General features: G+C 63.8%; 24 protein-coding genes. 9 read left to right on the forward strand and 15 right to left on the reverse strand.

The window, feature by feature from the left end; all coding sequences use genetic code 11:
* Positions 1-50: 50 nt before the first annotated feature.
* Positions 51-659 (reverse strand): methionine biosynthesis protein MetW, encoded by a 609-nt coding sequence (metW, locus tag P9250_RS19050; RefSeq protein WP_250462600.1) that lies wholly within the window; start codon positions 657-659, stop codon positions 51-53.
* Positions 656-1801, reverse strand: coding sequence for a homoserine O-acetyltransferase (locus P9250_RS19055; RefSeq protein ID WP_250508448.1), 1146 nt, complete (start codon positions 1799-1801; stop codon positions 656-658). The genes metW and P9250_RS19055 overlap by 4 nt, the downstream gene beginning before the upstream one ends.
* 293 nt (positions 1802-2094) lie before the next feature.
* Between P9250_RS19055 and P9250_RS19060 the strand changes: the two genes are divergently transcribed.
* Entirely contained in the window at positions 2095-2376 is a 282-nt protein-coding gene (locus P9250_RS19060) for a type II toxin-antitoxin system Phd/YefM family antitoxin (protein ID WP_244826753.1), read from the forward strand.
* Positions 2373-2693, forward strand: a complete 321-nt coding sequence (locus P9250_RS19065; RefSeq protein WP_244826754.1) for a type II toxin-antitoxin system RelE/ParE family toxin — start codon at positions 2373-2375, stop codon at positions 2691-2693. The genes P9250_RS19060 and P9250_RS19065 overlap by 4 nt, the downstream gene beginning before the upstream one ends.
* Here P9250_RS19065 and P9250_RS19070 read toward each other — a convergent pair.
* Entirely contained in the window at positions 2683-3453 is a 771-nt protein-coding gene (locus tag P9250_RS19070; protein ID WP_310394586.1) for a pyrimidine 5'-nucleotidase, read from the reverse strand. The genes P9250_RS19065 and P9250_RS19070 overlap by 11 nt on opposite strands.
* Positions 3454-3529: 76 nt before the next feature.
* Entirely contained in the window at positions 3530-4429 is a 900-nt protein-coding gene (gene argB, locus P9250_RS19075) for an acetylglutamate kinase (protein WP_244826756.1), read from the reverse strand.
* Positions 4430-4541: 112 nt separating this feature from the next.
* Here argB and P9250_RS19080 point away from each other — a divergent pair, with 112 nt between their 5' ends.
* The 4 genes from P9250_RS19080 to P9250_RS19095 all read left to right on the forward strand — a co-directional run bounded on the left by P9250_RS19080 (position 4542) and on the right by P9250_RS19095 (position 8782).
* Positions 4542-4781: a cysteine-rich CWC family protein gene (locus P9250_RS19080; RefSeq protein ID WP_310394588.1), complete on the forward strand. Its 240-nt coding sequence runs from the start codon at positions 4542-4544 to the stop codon at positions 4779-4781.
* A gap of 90 nt (positions 4782-4871) precedes the next feature.
* Positions 4872-6164 carry an ATP-binding protein gene (locus P9250_RS19085; protein ID WP_310394590.1) on the forward strand — a complete coding sequence of 431 codons (1293 nt, stop codon included), beginning with the start codon at positions 4872-4874 and terminating at the stop codon, positions 6162-6164.
* Between the two features lie 32 nt (positions 6165-6196).
* Entirely contained in the window at positions 6197-6739 is a 543-nt protein-coding gene (locus P9250_RS19090) for a response regulator transcription factor (protein ID WP_244826758.1), read from the forward strand.
* A gap of 483 nt (positions 6740-7222) precedes the next feature.
* The gene (locus tag P9250_RS19095) at positions 7223-8782 is read left to right on the forward strand and encodes a methyl-accepting chemotaxis protein (protein WP_244826759.1); all 1560 of its coding nucleotides are present in this window, start codon (positions 7223-7225) and stop codon (positions 8780-8782) included.
* A 1-nt stretch (position 8783) separates the two neighbouring features.
* Here P9250_RS19095 and P9250_RS19100 read toward each other — a convergent pair whose 3' ends face one another.
* Positions 8784-9077: a hypothetical protein gene (locus P9250_RS19100; RefSeq protein ID WP_310394592.1), complete on the reverse strand. Its 294-nt coding sequence runs from the start codon at positions 9075-9077 to the stop codon at positions 8784-8786.
* Between P9250_RS19100 and P9250_RS19105 the strand changes: the two genes are divergently transcribed.
* Entirely contained in the window at positions 9076-10377 is a 1302-nt protein-coding gene (locus tag P9250_RS19105) for a solute carrier family 23 protein (protein ID WP_310394594.1), read from the forward strand. The two genes, P9250_RS19100 and P9250_RS19105, sit on opposite strands and share 2 nt — an antisense overlap.
* A gap of 55 nt (positions 10378-10432) precedes the next feature.
* On the opposite strand, the gene P9250_RS19110 is transcribed toward P9250_RS19105, so the two are convergent.
* Positions 10433-12097: a Na+/H+ antiporter gene (locus P9250_RS19110; protein ID WP_244828152.1), complete on the reverse strand. Its 1665-nt coding sequence runs from the start codon at positions 12095-12097 to the stop codon at positions 10433-10435.
* 364 nt (positions 12098-12461) lie between these two features.
* On the opposite strand from P9250_RS19110, the gene P9250_RS19115 reads away from it, so the two are divergent.
* Entirely contained in the window at positions 12462-13781 is a 1320-nt protein-coding gene (locus tag P9250_RS19115) for an EAL domain-containing protein (protein WP_244826761.1), read from the forward strand.
* A gap of 24 nt (positions 13782-13805) precedes the next feature.
* Here the strand turns inward: P9250_RS19115 and P9250_RS19120 are convergent, their stop codons facing one another.
* Positions 13806-17381: an indolepyruvate ferredoxin oxidoreductase family protein gene (locus tag P9250_RS19120; RefSeq protein ID WP_310394596.1), complete on the reverse strand. Its 3576-nt coding sequence runs from the start codon at positions 17379-17381 to the stop codon at positions 13806-13808.
* Positions 17382-17615: 234 nt separating this feature from the next.
* Between P9250_RS19120 and P9250_RS19125 the strand changes: the two genes are divergently transcribed.
* Positions 17616-18263, forward strand: coding sequence for a glutathione S-transferase family protein (locus tag P9250_RS19125; protein ID WP_250462620.1), 648 nt, complete (start codon positions 17616-17618; stop codon positions 18261-18263).
* 7 nt (positions 18264-18270) lie between these two features.
* On the opposite strand, the gene P9250_RS19130 is transcribed toward P9250_RS19125, so the two are convergent.
* The 8 genes from P9250_RS19130 to P9250_RS19165 all read right to left on the reverse strand — a co-directional run bounded on the left by P9250_RS19130 (position 18271) and on the right by P9250_RS19165 (position 24662).
* Positions 18271-18513 (reverse strand): hypothetical protein, encoded by a 243-nt coding sequence (locus tag P9250_RS19130; protein ID WP_244826764.1) that lies wholly within the window; start codon positions 18511-18513, stop codon positions 18271-18273.
* Positions 18514-18555: 42 nt separating this feature from the next.
* Positions 18556-18777, reverse strand: a complete 222-nt coding sequence (locus P9250_RS19135; RefSeq protein ID WP_244828154.1) for a hypothetical protein — start codon at positions 18775-18777, stop codon at positions 18556-18558.
* Between the two features lie 63 nt (positions 18778-18840).
* The gene (locus P9250_RS19140) at positions 18841-19758 is read right to left on the reverse strand and encodes a carbohydrate kinase (protein ID WP_244826765.1); all 918 of its coding nucleotides are present in this window, start codon (positions 19756-19758) and stop codon (positions 18841-18843) included.
* Positions 19759-19763: 5 nt separating this feature from the next.
* On the reverse strand, positions 19764-21008 hold the full coding sequence (locus P9250_RS19145; protein WP_309961774.1) for an AGE family epimerase/isomerase: 1245 nt from the start codon (positions 21006-21008) through the stop codon (positions 19764-19766).
* Positions 21009-21020: 12 nt separating this feature from the next.
* The gene (locus P9250_RS19150; protein ID WP_244826767.1) at positions 21021-22022 is read right to left on the reverse strand and encodes a LacI family DNA-binding transcriptional regulator; all 1002 of its coding nucleotides are present in this window, start codon (positions 22020-22022) and stop codon (positions 21021-21023) included.
* A gap of 194 nt (positions 22023-22216) precedes the next feature.
* On the reverse strand, positions 22217-22825 hold the full coding sequence (locus P9250_RS19155) for a class I SAM-dependent methyltransferase (protein ID WP_244826768.1): 609 nt from the start codon (positions 22823-22825) through the stop codon (positions 22217-22219).
* Positions 22822-23628, reverse strand: coding sequence for a PIG-L family deacetylase (locus tag P9250_RS19160; protein WP_310394599.1), 807 nt, complete (start codon positions 23626-23628; stop codon positions 22822-22824). The genes P9250_RS19155 and P9250_RS19160 overlap by 4 nt, the downstream gene beginning before the upstream one ends.
* Positions 23616-24662 carry an acyl-CoA dehydrogenase gene (locus tag P9250_RS19165; RefSeq protein WP_250525281.1) on the reverse strand — a complete coding sequence of 349 codons (1047 nt, stop codon included), beginning with the start codon at positions 24660-24662 and terminating at the stop codon, positions 23616-23618. The genes P9250_RS19160 and P9250_RS19165 overlap by 13 nt, the downstream gene beginning before the upstream one ends.
* Between the last annotated feature and the right edge of the window lie 187 nt (positions 24663-24849).

Below are 24849 nucleotides of genomic sequence, written 5' to 3' on the forward strand. Positions count from 1 at the left end.
GGTAATACGTCGTGGTGGTGCGTTTCGATGCGTGACGGGCCGATTCGAACTCAACGGCGCTTCACGCGATAGACCGCAAGACTACCACGCCAGTTCGCGCCCCAACGGACCGTTTGCCCGTCGTGCAGCACCACGCGGTCCAGTATCTCGATGCCCACTTCGGGCGCGAGCGCCTCGAAGTCCTTGATGGTCAGAACGCGCACGTTCGGCGTGTTATGCCATTGATACGGCAGCGATTTCGAAACCGGCATGCGCCCTTGAATAACCGAGAGCCGATGCTGCCAGTACCCGAAGTTGGGGAACGAGACAATGCATTCGCGACCCACGCGAACGGTTTCACGCAGGATCGCCGCGGTCTGATGAATGGTCTGCAGCGTCTGCGAAAGCACGGCGAAATCGAAGCTGTCGTCTTCGAAGAGACGCAGGCCGTCTTCGAGATTCTGCTGGATCACGTTCACGCCTTTTTGCGCGCACGCGAGCACGCCGGCGTCGTTGATTTCGATGCCGTAACCGTGCACTTCGAGTTCTTCGCCGAGCAGCGAGAGCAGCGAACCGTCGCCACAACCGAGATCGAGCACGGAGGAACGCGGTTCGACCCAGCGCGCGATGGCGCGAAAGTCCGAACGCAGCGCGAGGGAATCGAGAGTGTGCTGGTTCATGCGCCGATCTCCGTGGCAATGCGTTCGTAATAGGCGCGCATCAAGTTGTGATAGCGCGCGTCGTCGAGCAGGAAGGCGTCGTGGCCGTGCGGCGCGTCGATCTCCGCGTAGCTCACGGTGCGCTTGTTGTCGAGCAGCGCTTTGACGATCTCGCGGGAACGCGCGGGCGCGAAACGCCAGTCGGTCGTAAAGCTCGCGATCAGATACTTCGCCGTGGTGTTGGCGAGCGCGCGGCGCAGGTCGCCTTCGAAGGCCTTGGCGGGATCGAAATAATCGAGCGCGCGCGTGATGAGCAGGTACGTGTTGGCGTCGAAGTATTCGGCGAACTTGTCGGCCTGATAGCGCAGATACGACTCCACTTCGAACTCGACGTCGAAGTTGAAGTTGTACGCGTCGAGCGCGCCTTCGGCACGGCGCAGCGCGCGGCCGAACTTCACGGCCATGTCGTCATCCGACAGATAGGTGATATGGCCGATCATGCGTGCCACGCGCAAGCCGCGGCGCGGCTTCACGTCGTGTGCGTAGTAGTCGCCGCCGTGGAAGTCGGGGTCGGAGAGAATCGCCGAGCGCGCCGTTTCGTTGAACGCGATGTTCTGCGCCGAAAGCTTCGGCGTCGATGCCACCACGATGCAATGCCCGAGCCGCTCCGGATACATCGTGCTCCAGGCAAGCGCCTGCATGCCGCCGAGACTGCCGCCCATCACCGCCGCGAAGCGTTCGATGCCGAAGCGGTCGGCCACGCGCGCCTGCGCATGCACCCAGTCTTCCACCGTCACCACGGGAAAGCTCTTGCCGTAGGGCTTACCGCTTGTACGGTCGATGCTCATCGGCCCGGTCGAGCCGAAACACGAACCGAGATTGTTCACGCCGATCACGAAGAAGCGGTTCGTATCGAGCGGCTTGCCGGGACCAACCATGTTGTCCCACCAGCCTACGTCTTTCGGGTTGTCGGCATAGACGCCCGCCACGTGATGCGACGCATTGAGCGCGTGGCAAACGAGCACGGCGTTCGAGCGCGCGGCGTTGAGTTCGCCGTAGGTTTCGACGACGAGTTCGTAGTCGTTGAGCGTCGAGCCGCTTTGCATGACGAGCGGCTCGGTGAAGCGCAAGGTTTGGGGAGTGACGATGCCGATTGATTCCATTCATTCCGCCTTGAAATAGCGGCTAAACGGGTGTCGGCGATGCGCGTGTGGATTGACGGCGCGGCTGACGACCTCTTTAGCCGCATTTGTATTGAACCTCCCCGCAATACCGCTTGGGAAGGTTCGCGCGCCCGCAATCGAGTCAGCAAATCGGCGCGTGTTCGAATTCAGATTGAGCGAAGAAGTATAGCGGAAAACGTAATAAAGCCGCCAATAGCGGTGCCCGGGCGTTCTGGATATGGCCCGAGTTTGTGTCTATATTGTCTAATCTGCGCGTGGGCCCTGGAGCGGAAATGAAACCGAGTCGTGTGAGGCCGCTGAGCCATCTCAAGAGCCGCGCGGCCGAAATGATCCGCAACGTCGTCGAGAGCCGCGAGCCCATGCTCATCACGCAAAACGGCGAAGGCCGGGTGGTCGTGCAGGACGTGCAGTCTTATGAAGACCTGCATCAGACCGTGGCTTTGCTCAAGATTCTGGCGATGGGGCAGAAGTACATCGAGGCCGGGCATTGCATAGACGCAATCGACCTCTTCGGCGAACTCGAACGGCTCGACAGGGAAGAAGGCGTCAAGTGAAAACCGTCTTTCTCGATCCGGTGCAGCAGGAGTTGCGCGACTACAGACGCTACGTCATCAACAAGTTCGGCAAGATGGCGTGGAAGGCCACGCGCGACGGCCTGGCCGACACCATCGCCGAGATAGAAGCGTCACCGCGTCGTGGCGCGACGCCGCCCGAACTGGTCGACTTCCGCATGACGGGATACTACGAAGTGGCGAGCGGCACCAACCGCGTCATCTACAAGGTGGATGGCGAAACCATCTACGTGCATCTCGTCGTCGATCAGCGCTCGGACCTCGAAGACATGCTCGCGCGGCGCCTCTTCAGGATGTAGTCGCTTTCGCCGCTCGAAAGCCGCCGCCGCGCATGCCGAGCGTGAGCGCGCGCAACGAACGCACGGTGCGATCCACGTAATGCGGCCGGCCCGAGCCGGGCAAGCGCTGCGAAATGCCGCCGCTTGACGTGCGCGCCATCGGCAAATGGCCGACGATCCACACCGTGCGAATGCCGAGCCGCCGGTAACGCTTCAGATGCCCGCGCGTGTCTTCCACCAGAATCGCGTCTTTCAAATGCACGTGCGCGCGGCGCATCGCGCGACGAAGCATGGGCGCATCGGGCTTGGCGCGCCAGCGTTCGCCGTCGCGCATGTCCTCGAGGGCGATCACGCGCTCGAACAGCTTGCCGATACCCAGTTCCGCGAGCACCGAGCGCGCGTAGAGCGTCGGTCCGTTGGTGAGCACGATCTTGCGGCCCGGCAGCGCGCGCACGATGCGCTTCAGGCCGCGCTCGGCGCGCAGCATGGACGGCAGATCGGGGAAGGTGTGGACTTCGCGCAGGAAATCTGCGGGATCGATGCTGTGATGCCGCACGAGTCCGAGCAAGGTCGCGCCGTATCGCACCGTGTAGCCGACGCGCAGCCGGTTCGCTTCGTCGATATCCACGCCCAGCCGGTCGATGATGTACTGCGTCATCGCGCGATTGATCGCCGGAAAAATCTCGTGCGACGCGTGATGCAGCGTGTTGTCGAGATCGAAGAGCCAAACTGGGCCGCGCGTTTTGACATGACGGCGGCGAGCACTGCGAGATGAACTCATGCGCGATTACGTTCGGCAAATAAAAACGCCCGCGCGGAGCAAACCGCAGCGGGCGTTGGAGGAAGAGTGACGAAGCTCAATGCGAGCGGATCATCGTGCCGAACGGCTGCTCGGTCAGAATTTCGAGCAGCACCGAATGCTCGATACGCCCGTCGATGATATGCACCGAACGCACGCCGCTTTTCGCCGCATCCAGCGCGGAGGAAATTTTCGGCAACATGCCACCGGAGATGGTGCCGTCGGCGAAGAGGGCGTCGATCTCGCGCGCGGAAAGGTCGGTGAGAAGATTGCCTTCCTTGTCCATCACGCCGGGAATGTTGGTCATCATCACGAGCTTTTCGGCGTTCAGGACGACCGCCAGCTTGCCCGCGACCAGATCCGCGTTGATGTTGTAGGAGAGTCCGTCTTCGCCGAAACCGATAGGCGAGATGACCGGAATGAACGCGTCGTCCTGCAGCGCCTTCACCACCGCCGGGTTGATGGACTCCACTTCGCCCACCTGACCGATGTCGATGAACTGGCCCGGATTATCGCGATCCGGCATCATCAGCTTGCGCGCGTGGATGAGCCCGCCGTCCTTGCCGGTCAAGCCGACCGCCTGACCGCCGAAATGGTTGATGAGCGTGACGATGTCCTGCTGTACCTCGCCGCCGAGCACCCATTCGACCACTTCCATGGTCTCTTCGTCGGTGACGCGCATGCCCTGAATGAAGGTGCCCTGCTTGCCGATCTTCTTGAGCGCCTGGTCGATCTGCGGACCGCCGCCGTGCACGATCACCGGATTGATGCCGACGAGCTTCAGGAGGATCACGTCGCGCGCGAAGCCTTGCTTGAGGCGCTCTTCGGTCATTGCGTTGCCGCCGTATTTGATCACGACCGTCTTGCCGTGATACTGACGGATATAAGGCAGCGCCTCGGCCAGAATTTCGGCTTTCAGCGTAGGCGCGATCTGCGTGAGGTCAGGTAGCTCGGACATGGCGGCAAATGAGGCGAGGAGCGTTTAAACACGCGGATTGTACAGGAGTGACGTTACACGACAGGTCGTTTTTCCCCGCGCGCCGTCTCGTTTTCCGGCATGGCGGCCGGGCATGCGATCATCGCTTATCAATGTCGATGACACGATGATGAACGTATCGCTTCAATCAGGCTCCGACGCGACGCAACGGTGCACGCGCTGCGGCGCGGCGTTTCATTGCGGCGCGCTCGCCGGCGCTGCGACGTGCTGGTGCGCAACCTTGCCCGCGCTGCCGCGCGAACGCTTGCGGCCGGACTCGACTTGCCTGTGCCGCGCATGCCTGGCGGTCGAGATGGGCCAAGCGTCACGCTGATATCAGGGTGCGACAAATCGCGCCACGTTCGGTTTCACTATAGGCGCAAGCGGGATAATGTCGCATGGACCGCTCGCACTCAATCACCCGATGCATCGCATAACCAATACCGGACGGGTCAACCTCGGTCACCTCTTCTGGCTTCGCTCGCTGGCGATCATCGGCCAGTTGACGACCATCGCCGTCGTGCAGATTTTCTACAGCGCGAAGCTGCCCTTGCCGGCCATGCTCCTCGTCGTCGCGCTCGAAATGTTTTTCAACGGGCTGACGTGGCTGCGCGTGGCGCGGGCGCAGCCGGAAACCAATGTCGAACTCTTCGGCCAGATGTGGGTCGACTTAGGCGCGCTCTCCGCGCTTCTGTTTCTCTCGGGCGGCTCGACCAATCCGTTCGTCACCTTGTATCTGCCGTCGCTGGCCATTTCCGCGGCCATTCTGCCGTGGACCATGACCGCGTGGCTCGCGCTCTTCGCGGTCTCTTGTTATGCGCTCCTGAGCTACAACTACGTGCCGCTCAACATAGAGAATCCATCGAATCTGTTCGACTACTTCCGCACGGGTCTGTGGGTGAACTTCATGGTGAGCGTCGGGCTGATCGGCTGGTTCGTCGCGCGCATGTCGCGGGCGCTGCGCGTGCGTGACGCCGCGCTCGCCGACGCTCAGCAACGCCATCTGCGCGACGAACGCGCCGTTGCGCTTGGCGTGCAGGCGGCCACGGTTGCGCACGAAATGGGCACGCCGCTGTCCACCATTGCAATGCTGAGCGAGGAATTGCGCGATTCCGCTGCGCACGACCGCAACCTCGCGCCGTATGCGGCCGACTTCGAATTGCTCGAACAGCAGATGGCGCTGTGCACCTCGGCGCTCGCGCGCTTGCGCAGCCGCGCGACGGGGCCGTCGAATCGCCAGCCGCTTCGCGAATGGCTCGCGAGCTTCATCGAGCAATGGCGGCTGCGGCATCCGCAAGTGAAGTTCGAGCACGCGGGCAAGACGCCGGAGTCCATGTCCATCGACGATTCCGTTGCCATCGGTCAGATTCTCACGATCTTGCTGGACAACGCGGCGCGCGCGAGCAGCGAGCTCGTGACCTTGCAGGCATCGGCTGAAAAGGTGGAAGGCGTGCAGATGGTGCGCTTCGATATCTGCGATCGCGGGCCGGGCATTCCGCCCGCGCTGCGTTCGAGCCTGGGCGCCGCGCCAGTGGACAGCACGCAGGGCGGCCACGGCGTCGGGCTATACCTTGCGTTCGCGGCGGCGGCGCGCCTGCAGGGATCGATAGAACTCGCGGCGGATCAGCCACGCGGCACGCGCGCGATCCTGCGTCTGCCGAATATCGGCGCATCGCCCGCCGATGAAGCACGAACCGAATCAAGCGGCGCGGCGTGAGCACGACGCCGGCCAACATTGGAGAAAGAAGCATGAGCGACATGAATTTCCTGATCATCGACGACGACGAGGTTTTTTCGGGCATTCTCGCGCGCGGCCTGGTTCGGCGCGGCTACACCGCGCATCAGGCGCACGACGCGAGCGAAGCGCTGAAGCTCGCCAATCAGCACAAGTTCGGCCAGATCACGGTCGATCTTCACCTCGGCAACGATTCCGGTTTGCGTCTTGTCTCACCGCTGCGCGACTTGCAGCCGGACGCGCGCATTCTCGTGCTGACGGGCTACGCGAGCATTGCGACGGCGGTTCAGGCGGTAAAGGACGGTGCGGACAATTATCTGGCGAAGCCCGCGAACGTCGAGTCCATTCTTGCCGCGCTGCATGAACAGGCGAGCGAGCAGACGGCGGAAGAAGCGATTGAGAATCCGACTTTGCTTTCCGTGGCGCGGCTCGAGTGGGAGCACATTCAGCGGGCGCTGGCCGAGAACAACGGCAATATTTCGGCGACGGCGCGTGCGCTCAACATGCACCGGCGGACGTTGCAGCGGAAGCTGGCGAAGAAGCCCGTGCGCCAATAAAAAAAGAACCGCCCAAGCCGGGGGAACGAGGGCGGTAATCGGAGAGTTACAACGACTACGTGCATATACAGGGGAATACGCACAGGGAAAGAATACGTCGACTCGTTGCGGCCAAATATACGATTATTCCGAATCTAGGAAGACTCCTAGAAAGCTGCGATTCAGCAGGAACTTGAAGGCGGCGAGCATCCTCGGCGCAGCACTGAACGACAGCGAGCGCGCACGCGCAACGCAAGCGTCCAGCGCTTGCATGACAACGCCAGTTTTCGTCCGCCTTTCGCCTCACATCTCATCCGCCGTATTCTCCGCATTCGATCTCAAGAAGGCCGCAACCCGCGCCGTAAAGCTCTCTGTGCGCGAACCTGAGTTCGCACCACGCCGTCCGTGGGCGTCGTCTGCGGGGCGTGGGACCAGACGGACCGGCGCGGAAGCTCGACGCTCGAACGCCGGTCGATGAAGCGCTGGTCGACAGAGGAGACATCGATGAACTGGTTTGACCGCCTTTCCGTGTTTGGCAAGCTCGTGCTGTCATTCGCGGTGGTGATTGTATTTACCGCATGCGTGGGCGTGACCGGCGTCGTATCGCTGGCGAAGATGAACAGCTTGATCGGCGAGATCGGCGCGAAACACATGGACGGCCTTTACTGGGTCGAGGAAGCCAACAAGCACAAGCTGAACACCGACCTTGCCGCCGCGAATCTCACCTTCGCCGACGATGCCGGCAAGGCCAAGCTCAAGGAAGGCATGACCGCCTCGCTCGCAAGCATGCATCAGGCGCTCGACAACCTGCGCCCCACGATGACGACGACGGATGGCCGCGCGCTCTACGACTCGGCGGCGCAGGCTATCGCCGGATGGGAAGACATCGTGCATATGCAGATCGGCACGAAACCCATGCCGACGGACGTCGATCAGATGGGTCTCATTGCCCGTGCGATCGATGCCAGCGAGAAAGCGCGCGCATCGCTCGAACGTCTCGCCGACTTCAAGCGTGAGCGCGCAACCGGCGCACGCAACAACGCGGCGTCCGAATACCAGACGATGCGCGTCGTGATGCTCGCACTCGTGCTCGGCGCGATGGCGGCCGGCGGCTTGCTCGCGGTCTTGATCGGCAGGCGGCTGTCGGCGCAGCTCGGCGGCGAGCCGGGCTATGCGGCGCAAATTGCGAACCGTATCGCGGAAGGCGATCTGACGGCGCGCGTGCAAACGCGTCCGGGCGACGACAGCAGCATGCTTCACAGCCTCGGCAACATGAGCGTGAAGCTGGCGGAGATCGTCGGCGGCATCCGGCATTCGAGCGAATCGATTCTGTTCGCATCGCGTGAAATCGCACAAGGCAACACCGACTTGTCGCAACGCACGGAAGAGCAGGCGGCGTCGCTGGAAGAAACCGCGTCGAGCATGGAGCAGCTCACCGCGACCGTGCGTCAGAACGCCAGCAACGCCGATGAAGCCAGCGGCCTGGCGCGCGGCGCATCGGATGTCTCGACGCGCGGCAGCGAACTCGTCGGCGAAGTAGTGGACAACATGCGCGAACTCGCGGCGGGCTCGAAGCGAATGACGGACATCATCGCGGTGATCGAAGGCATCGCGTTTCAGACCAATATCCTGGCGCTGAATGCCGCTGTCGAAGCGGCGCGCGCGGGCGAGGAAGGACGCGGTTTCGCGGTCGTCGCCGGTGAAGTGCGTTCGCTTGCGCAACGCAGCGCGATGTCGGCGAAGGAGATCAAGGAACTGATCGAAGCGTCGACGGCGCGGGTGGACAGCGGCGCGGCGATTGCCGAGCGCGCGGGTTCGACCATGGCCGAAGTGACGGAAGCCGTGCAGCGCGTGACGGACATCATGGCGCAGATTTCGGCGGCCTCGCACGAGCAGAGCGCGGGCATCGAACAGGTGAATCGCGCGGTGGCGCAAATGGACCAGGTGACGCAGCAGAACGCGGCGTTGGTCGAGCAAGCGGCGGCCGCTGCGGGCGCGATGGCCGATCAGGCCGAGCAACTGAAGGGCGCGGTCGCGGTGTTCGAACTGGACGGGCGCGGGTAATTCAGTTCGCGCTGGCCGCTTGCGATGGCGGCCAGCGTCGAATGTCGCCGACGGCAAGCAGCGGACGCGCTAGCGTTTCGGTGCTCATCGTGCGGTCGCGGTCGAGCGGGCCGCGCATGAATCTTGGCGCTAATGCACCTTTCGCAACAATGTGTACGAAGCGCTCATCGCCGCAAGCCTCCCGTAATATCACCTCGCTTGCCACCCTGCATCCCACTCCGTAAACTCGCGCCAGTTTCCAGAACACCCGCGCCGCACGAAACGGCGTCAATGTCGAGAAGGAGTTGTTTCCCATGTCCAATCCCTATTTCCCGCGCTGGCCCGTCCAGCCGGATGCGCAAGGCGGCCGCGTCGTCGGCCCCGATGAGCGCCTGCCCTGGCCGCAGATGTTCGCCATGGGCATTCAGCACGTCGTCGCCATGTTCGGCTCGACCGTGCTCGCGCCGCTTCTCATGGGCTTCGATCCCAATCTGTGCATTTTCATGTCGGGCATCGGCACGCTGCTCTTCTTCGTGCTGGTCGGCGGACGCGTGCCTAGCTATCTCGGTTCGAGCTTCGCGTTCATCGGGCTCGTCATAGCGGTGACGGGCTACAGCGGCCACGGCCCGAACATGAACATTCCCGTTGCGCTCGGCGGCATCGTGGCGTGCGGCGTGGCTTACGCGATCATCGGTGCAATCGTCACGGCGGTCGGCACGAAGTGGATCGAAGCGCTGATGCCGCCCGTCGTCACCGGTGCGATCGTCTGCGTGATCGGACTGAATCTCGCGCCTATCGCCGTGAAAGGCGTGAGCGCCAGCAACTTCGATTCGTGGATGGCGCTCGTCACCGTGCTCTGCGTGGGCGGCGTGGCCGTGTTCGCGCGCGGCATGGCGCAGCGCCTGTTGATTCTGATCGGGCTGGCGATTGCCTACATCATCTACGCGGTGCTGACCAATGGCTTGAGCATGGGCAAACCGATCGACTTCTCGATCGTCGCGAACGCCGCGTGGTTCGGCATGCCGCACTTCACCGCGCCCGTGTTCGAACCGCAGGCGATGACCCTGCTCGCGCCCATCGCGATCATTCTCGTCGCCGAGAACCTCGGCCACATCAAGGCGGTCGGCGCGATGACGGGACAGAGTCTCGACCGTTACATCGGACGCGCGTTCATCGGCGACGGACTGGCGACCATCGTCTCCGGTTTCGCGGGCGGCACGGGCGTGACGACTTATGCGGAGAACATCGGCGTGATGGCCGTCACGAAGATTTATTCGACGCTCGTGTTCGCCATCGCGGCATTGTTCGCCATCGTGCTCGGCTTCTCGCCGAAGTTCGGCGCGGTCATTCAAACCATTCCGGGGCCGGTGCTCGGCGGCGTGTCGATCGTGGTGTTCGGGCTGATCGCGGTGACGGGCGCGCGCATCTGGGTGGTCAACAAGGTGGACTTTTCGGATAACCGCAATCTGATCGTCGCGGCCGTCACGCTCGTGCTCGGCGCGGGCGACTTCACGCTCAAACTCGGCGGTTTCGCGCTTGGCGGGATTGGCACCGCGACGTTCGGCGCGATCATTCTGTATGCGCTGCTGCGCCGGCGTGGGTCGGGCGTGGTCTGATGACAAAGCGCCTGCGCGCCCGGTGGAACGCGCGCGCAGGCAAGAGAGCATGCTCTCAAGCCGACAACCCCCGCTTCCGATTCACCAGCGCGGTCTCCGCCAGATCGATCTCCCGGATGAGCTTGTTCAACGTCTCGTCGTTGATCGTCTGAGCCGCGCGTAACCTGAACAACTCGGCCCGCTCGGCGCGCATCGCGGCCATGCGCAGCCGTGTCTCGACCATTTCGCTTCTCTTCGCGGCCACGCGTGGCGCTTCCTCATCGCCGAGGGATTCCAGCCTTCGCCGGTAAATGCCCATCACACGCGCGGATGAATCCGTGCAGCGCGCCGCCGCCGTTTCGTCCATCTGCTCGATCAGCGTCTCGTGCGTGTCGTCGATAGCGCGTATCGCCGCCTGCGCGATGCGCCGCCGCGCCATGCGCTCCTCCGCCGCGTAGGGCTTGTCGATGCGCGCGGTGCCGCGCAAGAGAATAGGCAAGCCGATGACCGCGATGATGAGCGACACCAGGATCACCGCCGACGCGATGAAGATTGCCACGTCGCGACCCGCGAGCGGCGTGCCGTTATCGAGCGTGACCGGCAGCGAGAGCACGCCCGCGAGTGTGACCGCGCCGCGCACGCCGCCAATCGTGGTCATGGCGAGCGTGCGAAAACCGGGCGCCGCGCCAATGCCCTGTTTCGCGGCGTTGCGGCTCGCCACCCAGCGCAGGCAATACACCCACACGAAGCGCAACGCATACAACGCGACGACGGTCGCAAGCACATAGCCGATCAAAAGGCCCACTTGAGCGTCGCCATCGTGATGCGCTTCGATCAGCGCCTGCCCGATCACGTGCGGCAACTGCAGGCCGAGCAGAATGAACACCATTCCGTTGAAGACGAACTCGATCATCGCCCAGGTGCTCGTCATGCGGATACGCACCGCGCTCGGAATGCTGTCGCGCAGGCTTTGGATGTTCATCATCATCCCCGCCGATACCGCCGCCAGAATGCCCGAGCAACCCGCGCGCTCGGCGATCACGTAGGCGGCGAACGGAATCAGCACGGTGAGAATGACGCCCGCCGCGGGGTCGTCGTCCTCGGAAAACTTGAGGATGCGCGCGGGTATCTCCGTGATCGCCCAACTGATCGCCGCGCCGATGGCGAGCCCGCCCGCCGCGATGATGAAGAAGCTGATGGTCGCGTCGCGCAGGGAGAACACGCCGGTGAGCGCCGCCGCGATGGCGAACTTCAGCGCGACGAGGCCGGACGCGTCGTTCATCAGCGCTTCGCCTTCGAGGATATGCATGAGGTTCGGCGGAATGCGATTGCGCCCGGCAATGCCCGTCAGCGCGACGGCATCCGTCGGCGAAAGCACGGCCGCGAGCGCAAACGCGACGGGCAGCGGCATCTCGGGAATCATCGCGTGCAGGAAGTAGCCGAGCAGCCCGACCGTGATGAACACGAGGCCGAGCGCGAGCATGAGTATCGCGCGGCGCTGCATGTAGAGCTCGCGCTTCGGAATGCGCCAGCCATCCGCGAAAAGCAGCGGCGGAATGAACAGCAGCATGAAGAGTTCGGGATCGAACGTGACGTGAAGCCCGAAGCCGTGCCACGCCAGCACCGCGCCGATGGCGATCTGGATCAGCGGTAGCGGCAGCTTGACCGGAAGCAGGCTCAGTCCGAAGCCGGACAGCGCGACCACCATCAGAAGAATGAGTACGGTGAAGACGATTTCCATATGTGCGGTACTGCACGACGCAAAGAGGCGAAAGCCCTTGATGCCGTCTAGCATTGTTCGGGCGACGCGAAAGTTTATCGCGTGAGCCGGTCAGGGTTGATATACGGTGATATACGACGCTCGCACCGCGGCGGTGCGCATGCACGCGAAATCGCCTGATAGCGGTGCACATTCCACCTAAAACGCCGACAAATCCACATGCATTGCTCGCATGGAGCTTGCTTTATCGTCAGCCACGGGGGACGCAAGACTCCCGGCAGATCAACGAGGGCTGTTCTATGAAATCGGTATTGGACGGGGCCGGGGCGGGACCGGTCAGGCTTGGCCAGGCAAGAGATTCGGCGTTTTGCGGGAGGGCACGGACATGGTGATCGCGAATCCGGAAAAGGCGACGGTCACCACGCGTAGCTTCGAACTGGGCGTGACCTCGGGCTTCGACCGCTATTCCGTCGAACATGGCGACCTGACGCTCTCGAGCGTCTTCCAGCCGGTCTTCAGCCTTTCGCATATGCGCGCGGTCGGCTACGAAGGCTTGTTGCGCGCGCATGACTCGCTCGATCGTCCGGTTCCTCCGGTCGATGTTTTCGGGCAGGCATCGCGTATTGGCGAAGCCATGCTGATCGACCGGCTGGCGCAGGCGCTGCATCTGGAAAACTTCAAGATGCTGGGCGCGCAGACCGAATGGCTCTTTCTCAACGTGCATCCCGGCGCGCTGACCGAGCCGTATCACGCCGCCGCGTTGATGGCCAACCTCAAGCGGCTGCATATCGAGCCGCGCCGCGTCGTGCTCGAAGTGCTGGAGCAGAGCGCCGAAGACATGGAACGGCTCGCGCTCGCCGTGCAGCAGTTCCGCGATCAGGGCTTTCTCATTGCGCTGGACGACTTCGGCGCGGGACATACGAACATCGAACGCATCTGGCAACTCGATCCGGATATCGTGAAGCTAGATCGCGTGATGCTGTCGCACGCCGGGCAGAACGTGCACGCGCCTTCGTCGTCGCGCACGATCAAGCAGCGGCAGAACATGGAAGCGGTGCTCTCGGGCATCGTGTCCTTGCTGCACGAAGCGGGCAAGCTCGTGCTGATAGAAGGCGTCGAGACCGAACACGAGGCGCAATTGGCGCTTGCGAGCGGCGCGGACTTCGTGCAGGGCTTCTTCTTCGCGCGGCCGCATCCGGGTCTCGCGGATGGCGACCACGCGAAAACCGTCATCGGCGAACTCACCGAGCGCTACCGCTTGCAGACCGAGGCGCGCGAACGGCGCGTGGCGACGCGGCTGCAACCCTACGTGCGTGCCTTCGAGCGCGCGGCGGAACGGCTTGCGGCGGGCGAGCCGCTCGACGAAGTGTGCTGGAACTTCCTCGCGCTCGATAACGCCGCCCGCTGCTTCCTGCTCGACGCCAACGGTCGCCAGGCGGGCCGTAATGTCGTGCTGCGCGCCGACCGCGCGGCGCACGAAGCACGATTTCTCCCGCTGATCGACGCGCAAGGCGCGAACTGGCTGCGCCGACCATATTTTCGGGCGGCGCTCGGCGAGCCGGAGCGCGTGCACGTGACGAAGCCGTATCTGTCGATCAACGAGGCGATGCCTTGCGTCACGTTGTCGGTGGAGACGCGGCTCGACGGCAAGCGCTGCGTGCTGTGCGGCGACATCGACTGGATCTCGGACGACGAGCTCGTCTGAGAGCCGAGGCCTCACACGTCCCGATCATTTCGCCACGACGACCGGAATTCCCTTCAGGCTCGATGCGCCCTTCATCGTTTCGATGGACGCGCGCACCGCGTCGCCCGTCGCCGCTTCAATGCCGATGCGCGCCGCGATATCGCGTTCGCCGCGCTTGACCATCGCGAGGCTGGCGAGCTTCACGTGACCGTAGCCGCGCACGCGTTCGAATAGCGCGGCAAGCGCCAGCACGTCTTGCGCGTTGTGCGTATTGCGTTTGGCGAGCGCGCGTTGCATCGTGAGTTCGTAATCGCTGGCGAGTTGACGCTCCATCCGCCGTTCGAGCGTCTTGCCGAACGGATCGAGCACCGTGCCGCGCAGCGCGCGAAATCTCGACAAGCCGCCGAGCACGGACCACATCCATTGCCCGAACACCTTCTTTTTCGGCGCGCGTGACATGGCGGGCGGCGCGAGATTGAACTTCACGGTGTAGTCGTCGCCGGCCGCGCCTTCGAACTGCGCGGCGAGCGCGGCGCGAAACGCCGGGTCCGTGTAGAGGCACGCGACTTCGTACTCGTCCTTCACCGCGAGCAGCTTGTAGAACGTGACCGCGACGGCGCGCGTGAGGGCGTCATCGCCCGATGCGGCCTCGACGAGCTTGCGATAACGCGCGACATACTTCGCGCCGCCATACGCGAGAAGGCGTTCCTCGCGGTCGCGGATCAGCTCGCGCAAGGGCGTGTCCGCCATCGCGACACGCTTGTTTTCCTTCGATGCCGCCAGCGCTTCCAGCGCGCTCGCATCCGCCGCCGCGAGCCGTCCGATGGCGAAGGCCAGCTTGTTCGCGGCCACCGCCACGTTGTTCAGTTCGAGCGCGCGCATGAGCGCCGCGTGCGACAACGGCACGAGCCCCAACTGCCACGCGAAGCCCAGCATCAGAATGTTCGCGCCGATGGTGTCGCCGAGAAAGCGCGTGGCGAGCGCCTGTGCATCGCAGCTTCGGAGCGCGTCGGCGGCATGGGGCCCGGCTGCGTGCCGCATCTTGTCGATGAGCGCATCCGCGTGAAGATTCGCCTCGGGGTTCTGCACGAAGCTCGCGTTGGCGATAGCGTGCGTGTTCACGACGATCTTCGTTCTGTCGTGCCGCACCGTTTGCAAGGCTTCGGGACTCGCGCCTACCACCATGTCGCAAGCGAGCAGCAAGTCGGCCTGTTGCGTGTCGATGCGCACCTGGTTCAGAAGCGCATCGGTCGCGGCGAAGCGCACGAACGACAGCACCGAGCCGCCTTTCTGCGCGAAGCCCATGAAGTCGAGCACCGACGCGCTCTTGCCTTCCAGATGCGCCGCCATGCTGATGAGCGCGCCCACGGTGACCACGCCCGTGCCGCCTACGCCCGTGACCAGGATGTCATAGGGCGCAGCGTCGAGATGCGCTTGCGGCAAGGGCAGGGAATCGACCTTTCGCGCGAGTTCGGCTGGATCGAACGCGTGGCCTTCCGCCTTCTTGAGCTTCGCGCCTTCGAGCGTGACGAAGCTCGGGCAGAAGCCATTCACGCACGAATAGTCCTTGTTGCAGGACGACTGATCGATGCGGCGCTTTCTTCCCAACTCCGTTTCCACCGGTTCGACCGATAGACAGTTCGACTTCACGCCGCAGTCGCCGCAACCTTCGCACACCGCTTCGTTGATGAAGAGCCGCTTGTCTGGATCGGGAAATTCGCCTTTCTTGCGGCGGCGGCGCTTTTCGGCGGCGCAGGTCTGGTCGTAGATGAGCACGGTGACGCCCGGCGTGTCGCGCAGACGGCGCTGCACGGCATCGAGTTCGTCGCGATGATGAAACGTCGTGCCGCGCGGAAACTGATCTTCGTGGCCGTCGTACTTTTCGGGCTCGTCGCTGACCACGACGAGCAGCGCAATGCCTTCGGCTTCCACTTGCCGCGCGATTTGCGGCACGGAAATGCTGCCATCGACGGGCTGGCCGCCGGTCATCGCGACGGCGTCGTTATAGAGAATCTTGTACGTGATGTTCGCCTTCGCGGCCACGGCTTGACGAATCGCGAGAATGCCCGAGTGGAAATAGGTGCCGTCGCCCAGGTTCTGAAACACGTGCGGCGTTTTCGTGAACATGGAATGCGAAGCCCAATCGACGCCTTCGCCACCCATCTGAATGAGACCGGTCGTGTCGCGCTCCATCCACGAAGCCATGAAGTGACAGCCGATGCCCGCCTGCGCCACCGACCCTTCGGGCACCTTCGTCGACGTGTTGTGCGGACAGCCCGAGCAGAAGTAGGGCGTGCGCTTCACGGCATCGGCGATATTGGACAGAATTTGCGGCGCGACGAGATCCACCACTTTGTCGCGGCGATCGAGCGCAGGCTTGTGACGCGCGAGCCATTGCGCGAACACCGGCAGCACGCGCGAGGGCCGCAACTCGCCGAGCGCGGACAGAAGCGGCGCGCCATCCTGCGCCGTCTTGCCGATCACCACGGGACGCGCACCTTGCGCGCGGTTGTAAAGATGGTCCTTGATCTGCTGCTCGATGACCGGCCCTTTCTCCTCGATCACGAGCACTTCCGCGAGCCCTTCGACGAACGATTCGAGCCGCGTCGTTTCGAGCGGATACGAGAGCCCGACCTTGTAGATGCGCACGCCCGCCGCATCCAGATCGGCGATGGTGAGATCGAGGCGGCGCAGCGCTTCCATGAGATCGAGATGCGCCTTGCCGCACGTCACGATTCCCACGTTCGCGCGCGGGCTCGGCGCAATCCATTTGTCGATGCTGTTTTCGCGCGCGAAGTGCCGCGCCGCTTCTATCTTCGCGGCGAGGCGCGATTCGATGGTGAGACTTGGCAGATCGGGCCAGCGGTTGTGCAATCCGCCCGGCGGCGGCGTGAAGTCTTGCGGCGCTGGCCAGTCACGGCGGATGCCGTCCAGATCGACGGTCGAGCCGGATTCGACCGTCTCCGAAATCGCCTTGAAGCCGACCCACGCGCCCGAAAAGCGCGACAGCGCCCAGCCGTAGAGACCGAACTCCAGCATGTCGGCCACGTTCGACGGATTCACCACCGGCATGTGCCACGCGATCATCGCTTGATCGCTCTGATGCGGCATCGACGAAGACACGCAGCCGTGATCGTCGCCGGCGACGACGAGCACGCCTCCATGCGGCGAAGAACCGTAGGCGTTGCCGTGCTTGAGCGCATCGCCCGCGCGGTCCACGCCAGGGCCTTTGCCGTACCACATCGCGAAGACGCCATCGACGGTGCGCTCCGGGTCCGATTCAACGCGCTGCGTGCCGAGCACCGCCGTGCCGCCGAGTTCCTCGTTGATCGCGGGCAGAAAGCGCACGTCGTGCGACGCGAGCAGTTTCTTCGCCTTCCACAATTGCTGATCGACCATGCCGAGCGGCGAGCCTCGATAGCCGCTCACGAAACCGGCCGTGTTGAGATTCGCCGCGCGGTCGAGTTCGCGCTGCATCAGGACGAGCCGCACGAGCGCCTGCGTGCCGGTAAGGAAGATGCGGCCGCTCGTGGCGCTCAGGTTGTCGGTCAGTCGATAGCCCGACAATGCCGGTTCTTTAGAGTGCGAGGCGAATGCATCAGCGGGAACACGCGCGTTCATGGAGTCTCCGTTCTTTTAGGTACGCGGGGCAGGTCTCCATTTTTCGCTGTCGAAGGCGGAAAGTTTTTGCGCACTTCCCGACTATCGCGCTCTCTCGGAAAGTAATTGGATTAATTTCGAGATAACCGAGCGGAATCTTCTCGATTGCCGGTGTGCTCACGTATACCCGAAGCGGGATCGTGCATGCTTTGGGTCTAACCTGAACGCCCGACGATCGCCCCAAGAAGGATGCCGATGAAGCTCTATTACTGGCCGAAGACCCGCGCTTTTCGCGCGCTGTGGATGCTCGAGGAAATGCGCGTGCCTTACGACCTCGAGTTCGTGAACATCCGCGCGGGCGTACAGAACGAGCCCGCGTTCTGCCGCGTCAATCCGATGTCGAAACTGCCCGCGCTGGAAGACGGCGACGTGAAGGTGGCGGAGTCGGGCGCGCTGCTGCTGTATCTCGCGGATCGCTATCCGGAAACGAAACTCGGCGCTTCGCCGCACGACCCGTTGCGCGGCCGCTTTCTGCAGTGGATGTTCTTCACCGGTTCATGTCTCGAACCCGCGATGGCCGAACGCATGACCGGCGCACAAGGAAACACGGTGAGCTTCGGATGGGGCGATCTGGCGCGCGTGGAGCGCGCCATCGAAGGCGCGCTCGAAGAAGGCCCGTGGCTGCTCGGCGAACAGTTCAGCGCCGCCGACATCCTCGCGGCGAGCACGCTGCAGATTGCGTTCATGGCGAAGCTGATCGCGCCGCAGGGCGTGCTCTTCGATTATGTCGAACGGGCGGTGGCGCGCGATGGTCATGAACGCGCGGCGGCGATCGATCATCGGGAAGCGGAGCGGCTCGCGTTACGGCCGCATACCGGCGCGATCACGCCGCCCGCGCATTGAATGAGATTTAGGGAAACGTGCGCGGCTTAGGAATTCCCGCACCGGCTTCGATGTCCGCTACCGCGCGTCGATGCGCAAGCTCGACCGCGGCGGCGGAATCGGCAAGGCCGTCGCCGCCGACCGTGGACCACGCTTGCACGGGTTTGTCGTTATGACGGATTTCGTACTCCGCATCCCAGCGCGCGCCCTGCAATTCGAGCGGCTTGACGTGGATGGCGTAGACGCCATAGAGGAAGACCTGCTCCGGCATGATGCCCTCCCGATCAGGATAAGCAGCGGCGCGCCGCTGCTCCTACAGTTCGATTTCCCCGAGAATTCGATGCGCAAGCGCGCGCGCTTCTTCCAGCGCTTCGTGCTCGTTTTCCGATGCGGCTTCCACTTCGTAGAGTGTCGGCTCGGTGTCTTCGCCGTCGTCGCGTTCGAGTGAGACGAGACCCTGATACTTGTCCCCGTCGATGGCGCGCACGCCGATCGTCGCGGTATAGATGCCTTTCGTGTACGTCGTGTCTTCCATGAGCGCCTCCGGCAAGGACGAAATCATGCTAGCACGCGGTCATGGAACGCGTATGACGCCGTGCTACCGGAGCAGCTCCTCCACTTCTTCGAGCGATGGCGAATGCCCGCCCGAATGCCGGCATGCCGCCGCGCCTGCCGCCAGCGCGAACTTCAAGTGATCGGGCCATTGGCCGTGACGCGCCATCAGGCTATACAGCAAGCCGCCGATGGACGCATCGCCGGCGCCGACCGTATCTGCCACTTCCACGCTCGGCGGCCGCGCGCGATATTCCTGGCCGTCCGCATAAAGCGTGGCTTCGTCCGAACCGCGCGTGACGAGCACGGTGGCTTGCGGGTTCATCGCGCGGATTTGCGCGAGCGCGTCCGCTTCGGACAAGCCCTTGAACAGCATGTGCAGGTCTTCGTCGGAGACCTTGATGAGATCGGCGAGGGCGGCCATCTTGCGCAGCGTCGGCTCGTAGCCGTGCTCCATCAAGTTGCGATAGTTCGGATCGAAGCTGATCTTCACGCCGTGCTGACGCAGTTGCGCGGCGAGCGCGGCGAGCGTGTTGCCGAGCGGTTGACGCACGAGGCTGATGCAGCCGAAATGCGCCCACTTCACGCGCTCCATCCAGCCTTGCGGCAGCTTCGACGGATCGAACGCGAGGTCCGCGCCGTTCTCGCCCATGAAGTAGTAAGTGGGCGGCTGCGTCTTGTGGACGATGGCGAGCAGCGGCGGACGTTCCACGCGCTGCAGGAAACGCATGTCGAGGCCGGCGGCGACGCTTGCGTCCCAGAGATCGTCGGAGAAATTATCGGTGCCGAGCGACCCGGCCGCCGCCGTCGGCAACCCGAGACGCGCAACCGCGCGCGCTACGTTCCAGCCCGCGCCGCCCGGACGCGAAAGCCAGCTCGACACGTCGGTGCGGATCATGTCCGTGAGGATGTCGCCTGCGGAAACGAATTGCGGAAAGGTCTCGGATGTCTTCTCGGTTGCCATGCGCGTCACCGTTGTGTCGAATGGGACCCGAGCGCGTTCAGCACTTCGTAGCACGCGCCCATGGTGTGATAGTCGGTCTTGCCGGCAGGACTTTTCTCGTCGCCGTACTTGCGGTTGTCGCACGTGAGGATGCGATACCACGCGCCGTATTCGTGATCGACGAAGTGTTCCCAGCTATAGCGCCAGAGTTCGTCGTAGCTGTCCCAGAAGCGCTCGCGGCCCGTGCGCGCGCCGAGCAGCGCCGCCGCCGCGAAGCTTTCGGCCTGCACCCAGAAGTATTTGTCGTGATCGCAGATGGTGTCGTCGGGGCCGAAGCCGTAGTAGAGACCGCCATGACGATCGTCCCAGGCGCGGCAAAAGCCTGCATCGAACAATTCGATGGCGCGCGGCGCAAGCCACGGCAGCGCGCGATGCCGCTCAAGGATCAACAGCAGCTTCGCCCATTCGGTCTGATGCCCCGGCTGAAAACCCCACGGACGAAAAATGTTCGAGCTGTCGGATTCGTTGTAATGCCAGTCCACCGACCAGTCGCGCTTGAAGTGTTCCCAGACGAGGCCGTGCGAAAGCTTCGCCTGCCGCAGCGTGATGTTGCCCGCGATCTTCTCCGCGCGATCCAGATAAATCACGTGGCCGGTGGCTTCATACGCGGCAAGCAGCGCCTCGGTCGCGTGCATGTTGGCGTTCTGCCCGCGATAGTCGGACAACTGCCAGTCGGGCGTGGCTTCGTCGGCGTAGAGACCGGCTTCGGCGTCCCAGAAGCGGCGCTCCATCAGCGCGAAAGTTTCGTCGATGAGCGGCTTCGCTTCGTCGATGCCCGCCATGGCTGCGTGCGCGCAAGCAAGCAGCACGAACGCATGGCCATAGCAGTGACGCGTGCCGTCGAGCGTGTTCGCCTGGCCGTCGCGCCATTCGATTTCCCAGTCGTAGCCTTCGTGCTTCGCGTCCCAGTGGGCGTCGCGCAGGAATTGGAACGCGTGGCGCGCCCAATCCTGATACGACGGATCGCCGAAATGGCGATAAGCCATCGCGTAATTGAAGACGAAGCGCGTGCTGCTGACGAGATGGCGCGTGGTGCGGTCGTAGACGCGGCCGTCGTCCTTGAAGAAGTGGAAAAAGCCGCCTGACTCGTCGCGCGCGGTGGGCGCGTAGAACGCGAGCGTGTCGCGCACGTGCGAGAGCAGGAAGTCGCGGCTGCGGAAATCGACGCTCGCTTGCGGCGCGGTTTCCACGGGGGATGCGGTCAGGTTCATGTATCGCTCATCTCATATCTGGCCGGAGCTCGCGCGGGCGATGAAATCGACGCCCACCAGCGTGTCGGCCTGCCCCGGCGGGTTCGCATTGTCCTCCAGCAACAAGTCGACGCCACGACGGCCGAGCGCTTCCTTGTCGACCGTCACGGTCGAAAGCGGCGGCGTGCTCTGCGCGGCGGCCGGGATATCGTCGAAACCGACGAAGGCGATGTCCTCCGGCACGCGCATACCGTGCGCGAGGCATACGCGCATGGCGGCGAGGGCCGCTGCATCGTTATAGGCGAAAACCGCGTCGGGCAAAGGAATGGATTGCGCGCGCGACTCGCCGATCAGCCGCTGCATGGCGTCGGCGGCGGCGAGATCGGGAGGCGATCCAGGGTGCGTGACGAGTTCCAGCATTGGGTCGAACAGCAGGCCGGCATCGAAATACGCCTTGCGATAGCCAAGCGCGCGCTGCGCGATGCTGTAATGCGCGAGCGATCCGCCGATGAACGCCACGCGCCGCCGCCCCTGCGCGAACAGATGCTGCATTGCAAGCGACGCGCCCCTTACGTTGTCGATGTTCACCGAGCGAAAGCCCGGCGCGCGCAGGTCGATGAGCACCGTGGGGCGCGCCAGCGAATGCAGATGCGCGAGCAGTTCCGGCTCGACGAAGCCCGCGACCGCGATGGCGTCGGGAGCGTGCAGGCGCATTTGCTGCGCGAGATCGAGCGTGGGACCCGCGGTCAACACCGACGGCACGAGCCGATGTTCTCGGCAGGCTTCCTCGAAGCCATGCAGCACATGCGAGAAAAACGGGCTGGCGGCGAAGTTGTTGTGCTGCCGATGCAGCAGAAACGTGACACGACGAATGCGCGTGCGCAGTTGCGCGGCATCGTAACCGAGTTGCTGCGCGACTTCGACGACGCGCACGCGCGTGGCTTCCGACAGCCCCGGCTGGTTCTTGAGCGCGCGTGACACCGTCCCGATCGAGACGCTTGCCGCGCGCGCGACATCGCGAATGGTGGTGGCCATCGTGGTGATTCTGTCTCCGCGGATTTCCTGCGGCGCGTGCGGTGTTTAGCGCGAACCGGCTACATTTGTTTTGCGGCGATTGTATAGTAAAAAACCGCAAAACAAACCGTGGAGACAAGGTGGGGAAACCACTAAGACCAATGCTGTATGGCGTTTGAAGCCTTCTTGTTTGTTTAGTAAAAAGCAGAAAACATTTACATCGAACCTTCGCGCTCGTGTACCGAACGCTTGTCGGGCGTCCAAACGTCGAGCAGAAGGTCGTCGTCCCAGTAGTGGCACAAGAGTGGCAAGCCCATTCGACCGCGCAGACGCGCGTGCACGTCTTCGCCGGTATGCGTCCAGCCTTCCATGGGTTTTCGCCAGTGGCATGCCACGACCGTTCCGTCCGGCGTAAGCGTGCGGCGCACATGTTCGACGATATGCCACAGCTGCGGCTCGTCGAGGTAGTAGCCAATTTCGCTGAGGAGCACGAGATCGAACTTGCCTTCGGGCCACGCGTCCGGAAGCAGCATGTGCTCGACCGTCACGTTGTCGAATTGCGCGATGCGCTGCCGCGTTAGCTCGACGGCGTCCGCACTGATGTCCGTGGCGACGACTTCGTCGCAGCGCGCCGCAAGCAGCGCCGTTAGTTCGCCGTTGCCGCAGCCCGGTTCGAACGCGCGCGCGTAGCGGTCGTTGGGAAGCGTGGCTAGCGTCAACGCGCGCTTGCGGCGTTCGTACCAACGGTTCCTGATCTTCCAGGGATCGTCGTTGTCCTTGTAAAGCTGGTCAAAGTACTGCTTCGGATCGTTGATGTTGCTCATATGAGAATGACTTCGAAGGGCCTCGTCAGGCGGGCCAGGACATGCTCGGGCAGAACCGGCGCTTGTCCGGTCGTCTTATCCGGCTCGGTCTGGCTTCTGAAGGCTTGCACGGCCCGAAGCTTCCTGGTGTGCGTTGCCGCGTCCAGTGCGATGCGCCGCGCGCGGCTCCACGGCACGCGCGAATCGTCCGGCGACGCCCAATGCCAAGTCCAAAGCGGCACTTCGACAAACGGCAAACCAAGCTCGTTCGCGGCCAGACACGTGGCGCGCCCGACGGCCTCGTGATCGGGATGGCCATCGTACCGCCACGTAGTGAAAACGATGTCACCAGGCTGAAGAAATTTAGCCAGAAGTACTGATAGACCCGCTTCGATTTGTCGCGCCCCGCCATCCGGCAAGCCCAGCCGGACGACTTGCGCGTTACGCAGATGCAGCCGCTGCAAGGCGTCCCGCGTTTCTTGCGGACGCACGCTGGCAAGGCGATCCGGCGTCCATTCGGTCGATTCCGGATGGCTCGCGGTGCCGTCCGTCACGGCGACGATCAACACGTTCCGGCTTAATTCCGAGAGGCGTGAAAGTAATCCGCCCGTACCGAGCACTTCGTCGTCCGGGTGTGGCGCCACGACGACAGCGCGGCCGCCCAGCGGGACGAGATCGGCGGGATCGACTTCCGGTAGCGCGCTCAGCTTGCCCCAGTCTTGCCAGCTTTTCTCGGGCGTGCCTCGCCCTGCGATTACCCTGTCGTGCTCCGGCGCACCGGTTTCGGCGAGCGCCTTCGGCTCTTGCGTCGTCAAACTTTCCATGAGTCAGGCTCCCGTTCGAGCAGATGTTCCGCGAGCGATGCCTCGTCGCGTTCCGCGTGGCTTTGTCTGATGAAGACCGGCAAATCCGCCATCAAGTGAGCGAAGTGATCGTCGCGGCAGAGCGGCGCCGCTCCGAGCGCGCGGCCCGCATGCTCGATGACATGCGCGGCGCAGCGCTCGGCCGCCAGACGCGCGCGCATGGCGGCGAGCATGGCGTTGGCCTGCGGCTCGCGGTCGATGAATGCCGCCGTCTCGCGCAGCAGCGCGGCCGTGGCGCAAAGCGTGGTGTCGATGGCGCCGAGATGCGCGAGCTTGTACGGATCGGCGCCGCGTCGCGCGCCCTTTTCGACGAAGCGCGCAATGCCCGCCGCCGCGCCGAACCAGCACGCTGCAATGCCCGCGCCGCCTTGCCAGAAGCCAGGGCGCTCGACATAGCTTCCCGGCTTGCCGATTCGCCGCGCAGGCACGTTGTCGAAGTGGACATCGACGCTCGCGCTTGCTTGCATGCCGACGGCAAACCAGCCTTCGCGCGTCACCTTGACGCCCGGCTGGCGGATATCGACGGCGGCGAGCATCGGCTCTCCGCGCTCGTTCCAAGCCGTCACGAGCGCGTGTGTCACCGAAGCCGCACCGGAACACCACGCCTTGACGCCGTGAAGAAGCACGTCGTCCGACTCCGGGTTGCCGATGGCCGCAAGGCGGGCGTTCGGCGGCTCGGCGGCCCATACGCCCCACGCTTCGTTCGAGGCGTGATGCTCTTCGTCGAGTTCGGCGAGGATGGCGAGCGCGTCCGTATGGCCTTCGTACAGTTTGACGAGCGCGAGGTCGAAAGCGGCGACGGCGCCGAGCGCGCGCCAGCGCTCGCGCGTGGCGCCGCGGCCGGGCAAGGGCAGCCGGTCGAGGCGCGCGTCGATCAGAACGCGTAGGGCGCGAGCCGTGTCGTCTGCGTTGCCGCGCTGAAAAGACAAATCTCCGAGACATGCTTGCAGGGCGGATGCCGATACAAGCGGCTCGGCGGCCGAGGCGAGTGACATGGCGTGACTCATTCCCAATCTTCGCTGTGCTGGAGGGCGCTAGCGTTCCGCATGGACATCTCCTGTTCTCGTTTGCGCATTACTTGGACAAGAGTGTGGCAAGCGACATGCCCGGACGCCATCCAGCCAGACGGGATAAGCAAAGGCGCCGGACAGGAGTCAGGCAAATCGACTTACGCCGTCCGGC

The sequence above is a fragment of the Caballeronia sp. LP006 genome, assembly GCF_031450995.1.
Classification (GTDB): domain Bacteria; phylum Pseudomonadota; class Gammaproteobacteria; order Burkholderiales; family Burkholderiaceae; genus Caballeronia.

Excerpts from the sequence above, each read along its gene's own strand:
- metW (WP_250462600.1), bottom strand. The coding sequence starts at position 659 with ATGAACCAGCACACTCTCGATTCCCTCGCGCTGCGTTCGGACTTTCGC.
- P9250_RS19055 (WP_250508448.1), bottom strand. The coding sequence starts at position 1,801 with ATGGAATCAATCGGCATCGTCACTCCCCAAACCTTGCGCTTCACCGAG.
- P9250_RS19060 (WP_244826753.1), top strand. The coding sequence starts at position 2,095 with ATGAAACCGAGTCGTGTGAGGCCGCTGAGCCATCTCAAGAGCCGCGCG.
- P9250_RS19070 (WP_310394586.1), bottom strand. The coding sequence starts at position 3,453 with ATGAGTTCATCTCGCAGTGCTCGCCGCCGTCATGTCAAAACGCGCGGC.
- argB (WP_244826756.1), bottom strand. The coding sequence starts at position 4,429 with ATGTCCGAGCTACCTGACCTCACGCAGATCGCGCCTACGCTGAAAGCC.
- P9250_RS19080 (WP_310394588.1), top strand. The coding sequence starts at position 4,542 with ATGCGATCATCGCTTATCAATGTCGATGACACGATGATGAACGTATCG.
- P9250_RS19085 (WP_310394590.1), top strand. The coding sequence starts at position 4,872 with ATGCATCGCATAACCAATACCGGACGGGTCAACCTCGGTCACCTCTTC.
- P9250_RS19090 (WP_244826758.1), top strand. The coding sequence starts at position 6,197 with ATGAGCGACATGAATTTCCTGATCATCGACGACGACGAGGTTTTTTCG.
- P9250_RS19095 (WP_244826759.1), top strand. The coding sequence starts at position 7,223 with ATGAACTGGTTTGACCGCCTTTCCGTGTTTGGCAAGCTCGTGCTGTCA.
- P9250_RS19105 (WP_310394594.1), top strand. The coding sequence starts at position 9,076 with ATGTCCAATCCCTATTTCCCGCGCTGGCCCGTCCAGCCGGATGCGCAA.
- P9250_RS19100 (WP_310394592.1), bottom strand. The coding sequence starts at position 9,077 with ATGGGAAACAACTCCTTCTCGACATTGACGCCGTTTCGTGCGGCGCGG.
- P9250_RS19110 (WP_244828152.1), bottom strand. The coding sequence starts at position 12,097 with ATGGAAATCGTCTTCACCGTACTCATTCTTCTGATGGTGGTCGCGCTG.
- P9250_RS19115 (WP_244826761.1), top strand. The coding sequence starts at position 12,462 with ATGGTGATCGCGAATCCGGAAAAGGCGACGGTCACCACGCGTAGCTTC.
- P9250_RS19120 (WP_310394596.1), bottom strand. The coding sequence starts at position 17,381 with ATGAACGCGCGTGTTCCCGCTGATGCATTCGCCTCGCACTCTAAAGAA.
- P9250_RS19125 (WP_250462620.1), top strand. The coding sequence starts at position 17,616 with ATGAAGCTCTATTACTGGCCGAAGACCCGCGCTTTTCGCGCGCTGTGG.
- P9250_RS19130 (WP_244826764.1), bottom strand. The coding sequence starts at position 18,513 with ATGCCGGAGCAGGTCTTCCTCTATGGCGTCTACGCCATCCACGTCAAG.
- P9250_RS19135 (WP_244828154.1), bottom strand. The coding sequence starts at position 18,777 with ATGGAAGACACGACGTACACGAAAGGCATCTATACCGCGACGATCGGC.
- P9250_RS19140 (WP_244826765.1), bottom strand. The coding sequence starts at position 19,758 with ATGGCAACCGAGAAGACATCCGAGACCTTTCCGCAATTCGTTTCCGCA.
- P9250_RS19145 (WP_309961774.1), bottom strand. The coding sequence starts at position 21,008 with ATGAACCTGACCGCATCCCCCGTGGAAACCGCGCCGCAAGCGAGCGTC.
- P9250_RS19150 (WP_244826767.1), bottom strand. The coding sequence starts at position 22,022 with ATGGCCACCACCATTCGCGATGTCGCGCGCGCGGCAAGCGTCTCGATC.
- P9250_RS19155 (WP_244826768.1), bottom strand. The coding sequence starts at position 22,825 with ATGAGCAACATCAACGATCCGAAGCAGTACTTTGACCAGCTTTACAAG.
- P9250_RS19160 (WP_310394599.1), bottom strand. The coding sequence starts at position 23,628 with ATGGAAAGTTTGACGACGCAAGAGCCGAAGGCGCTCGCCGAAACCGGT.
- P9250_RS19165 (WP_250525281.1), bottom strand. The coding sequence starts at position 24,662 with ATGTCACTCGCCTCGGCCGCCGAGCCGCTTGTATCGGCATCCGCCCTG.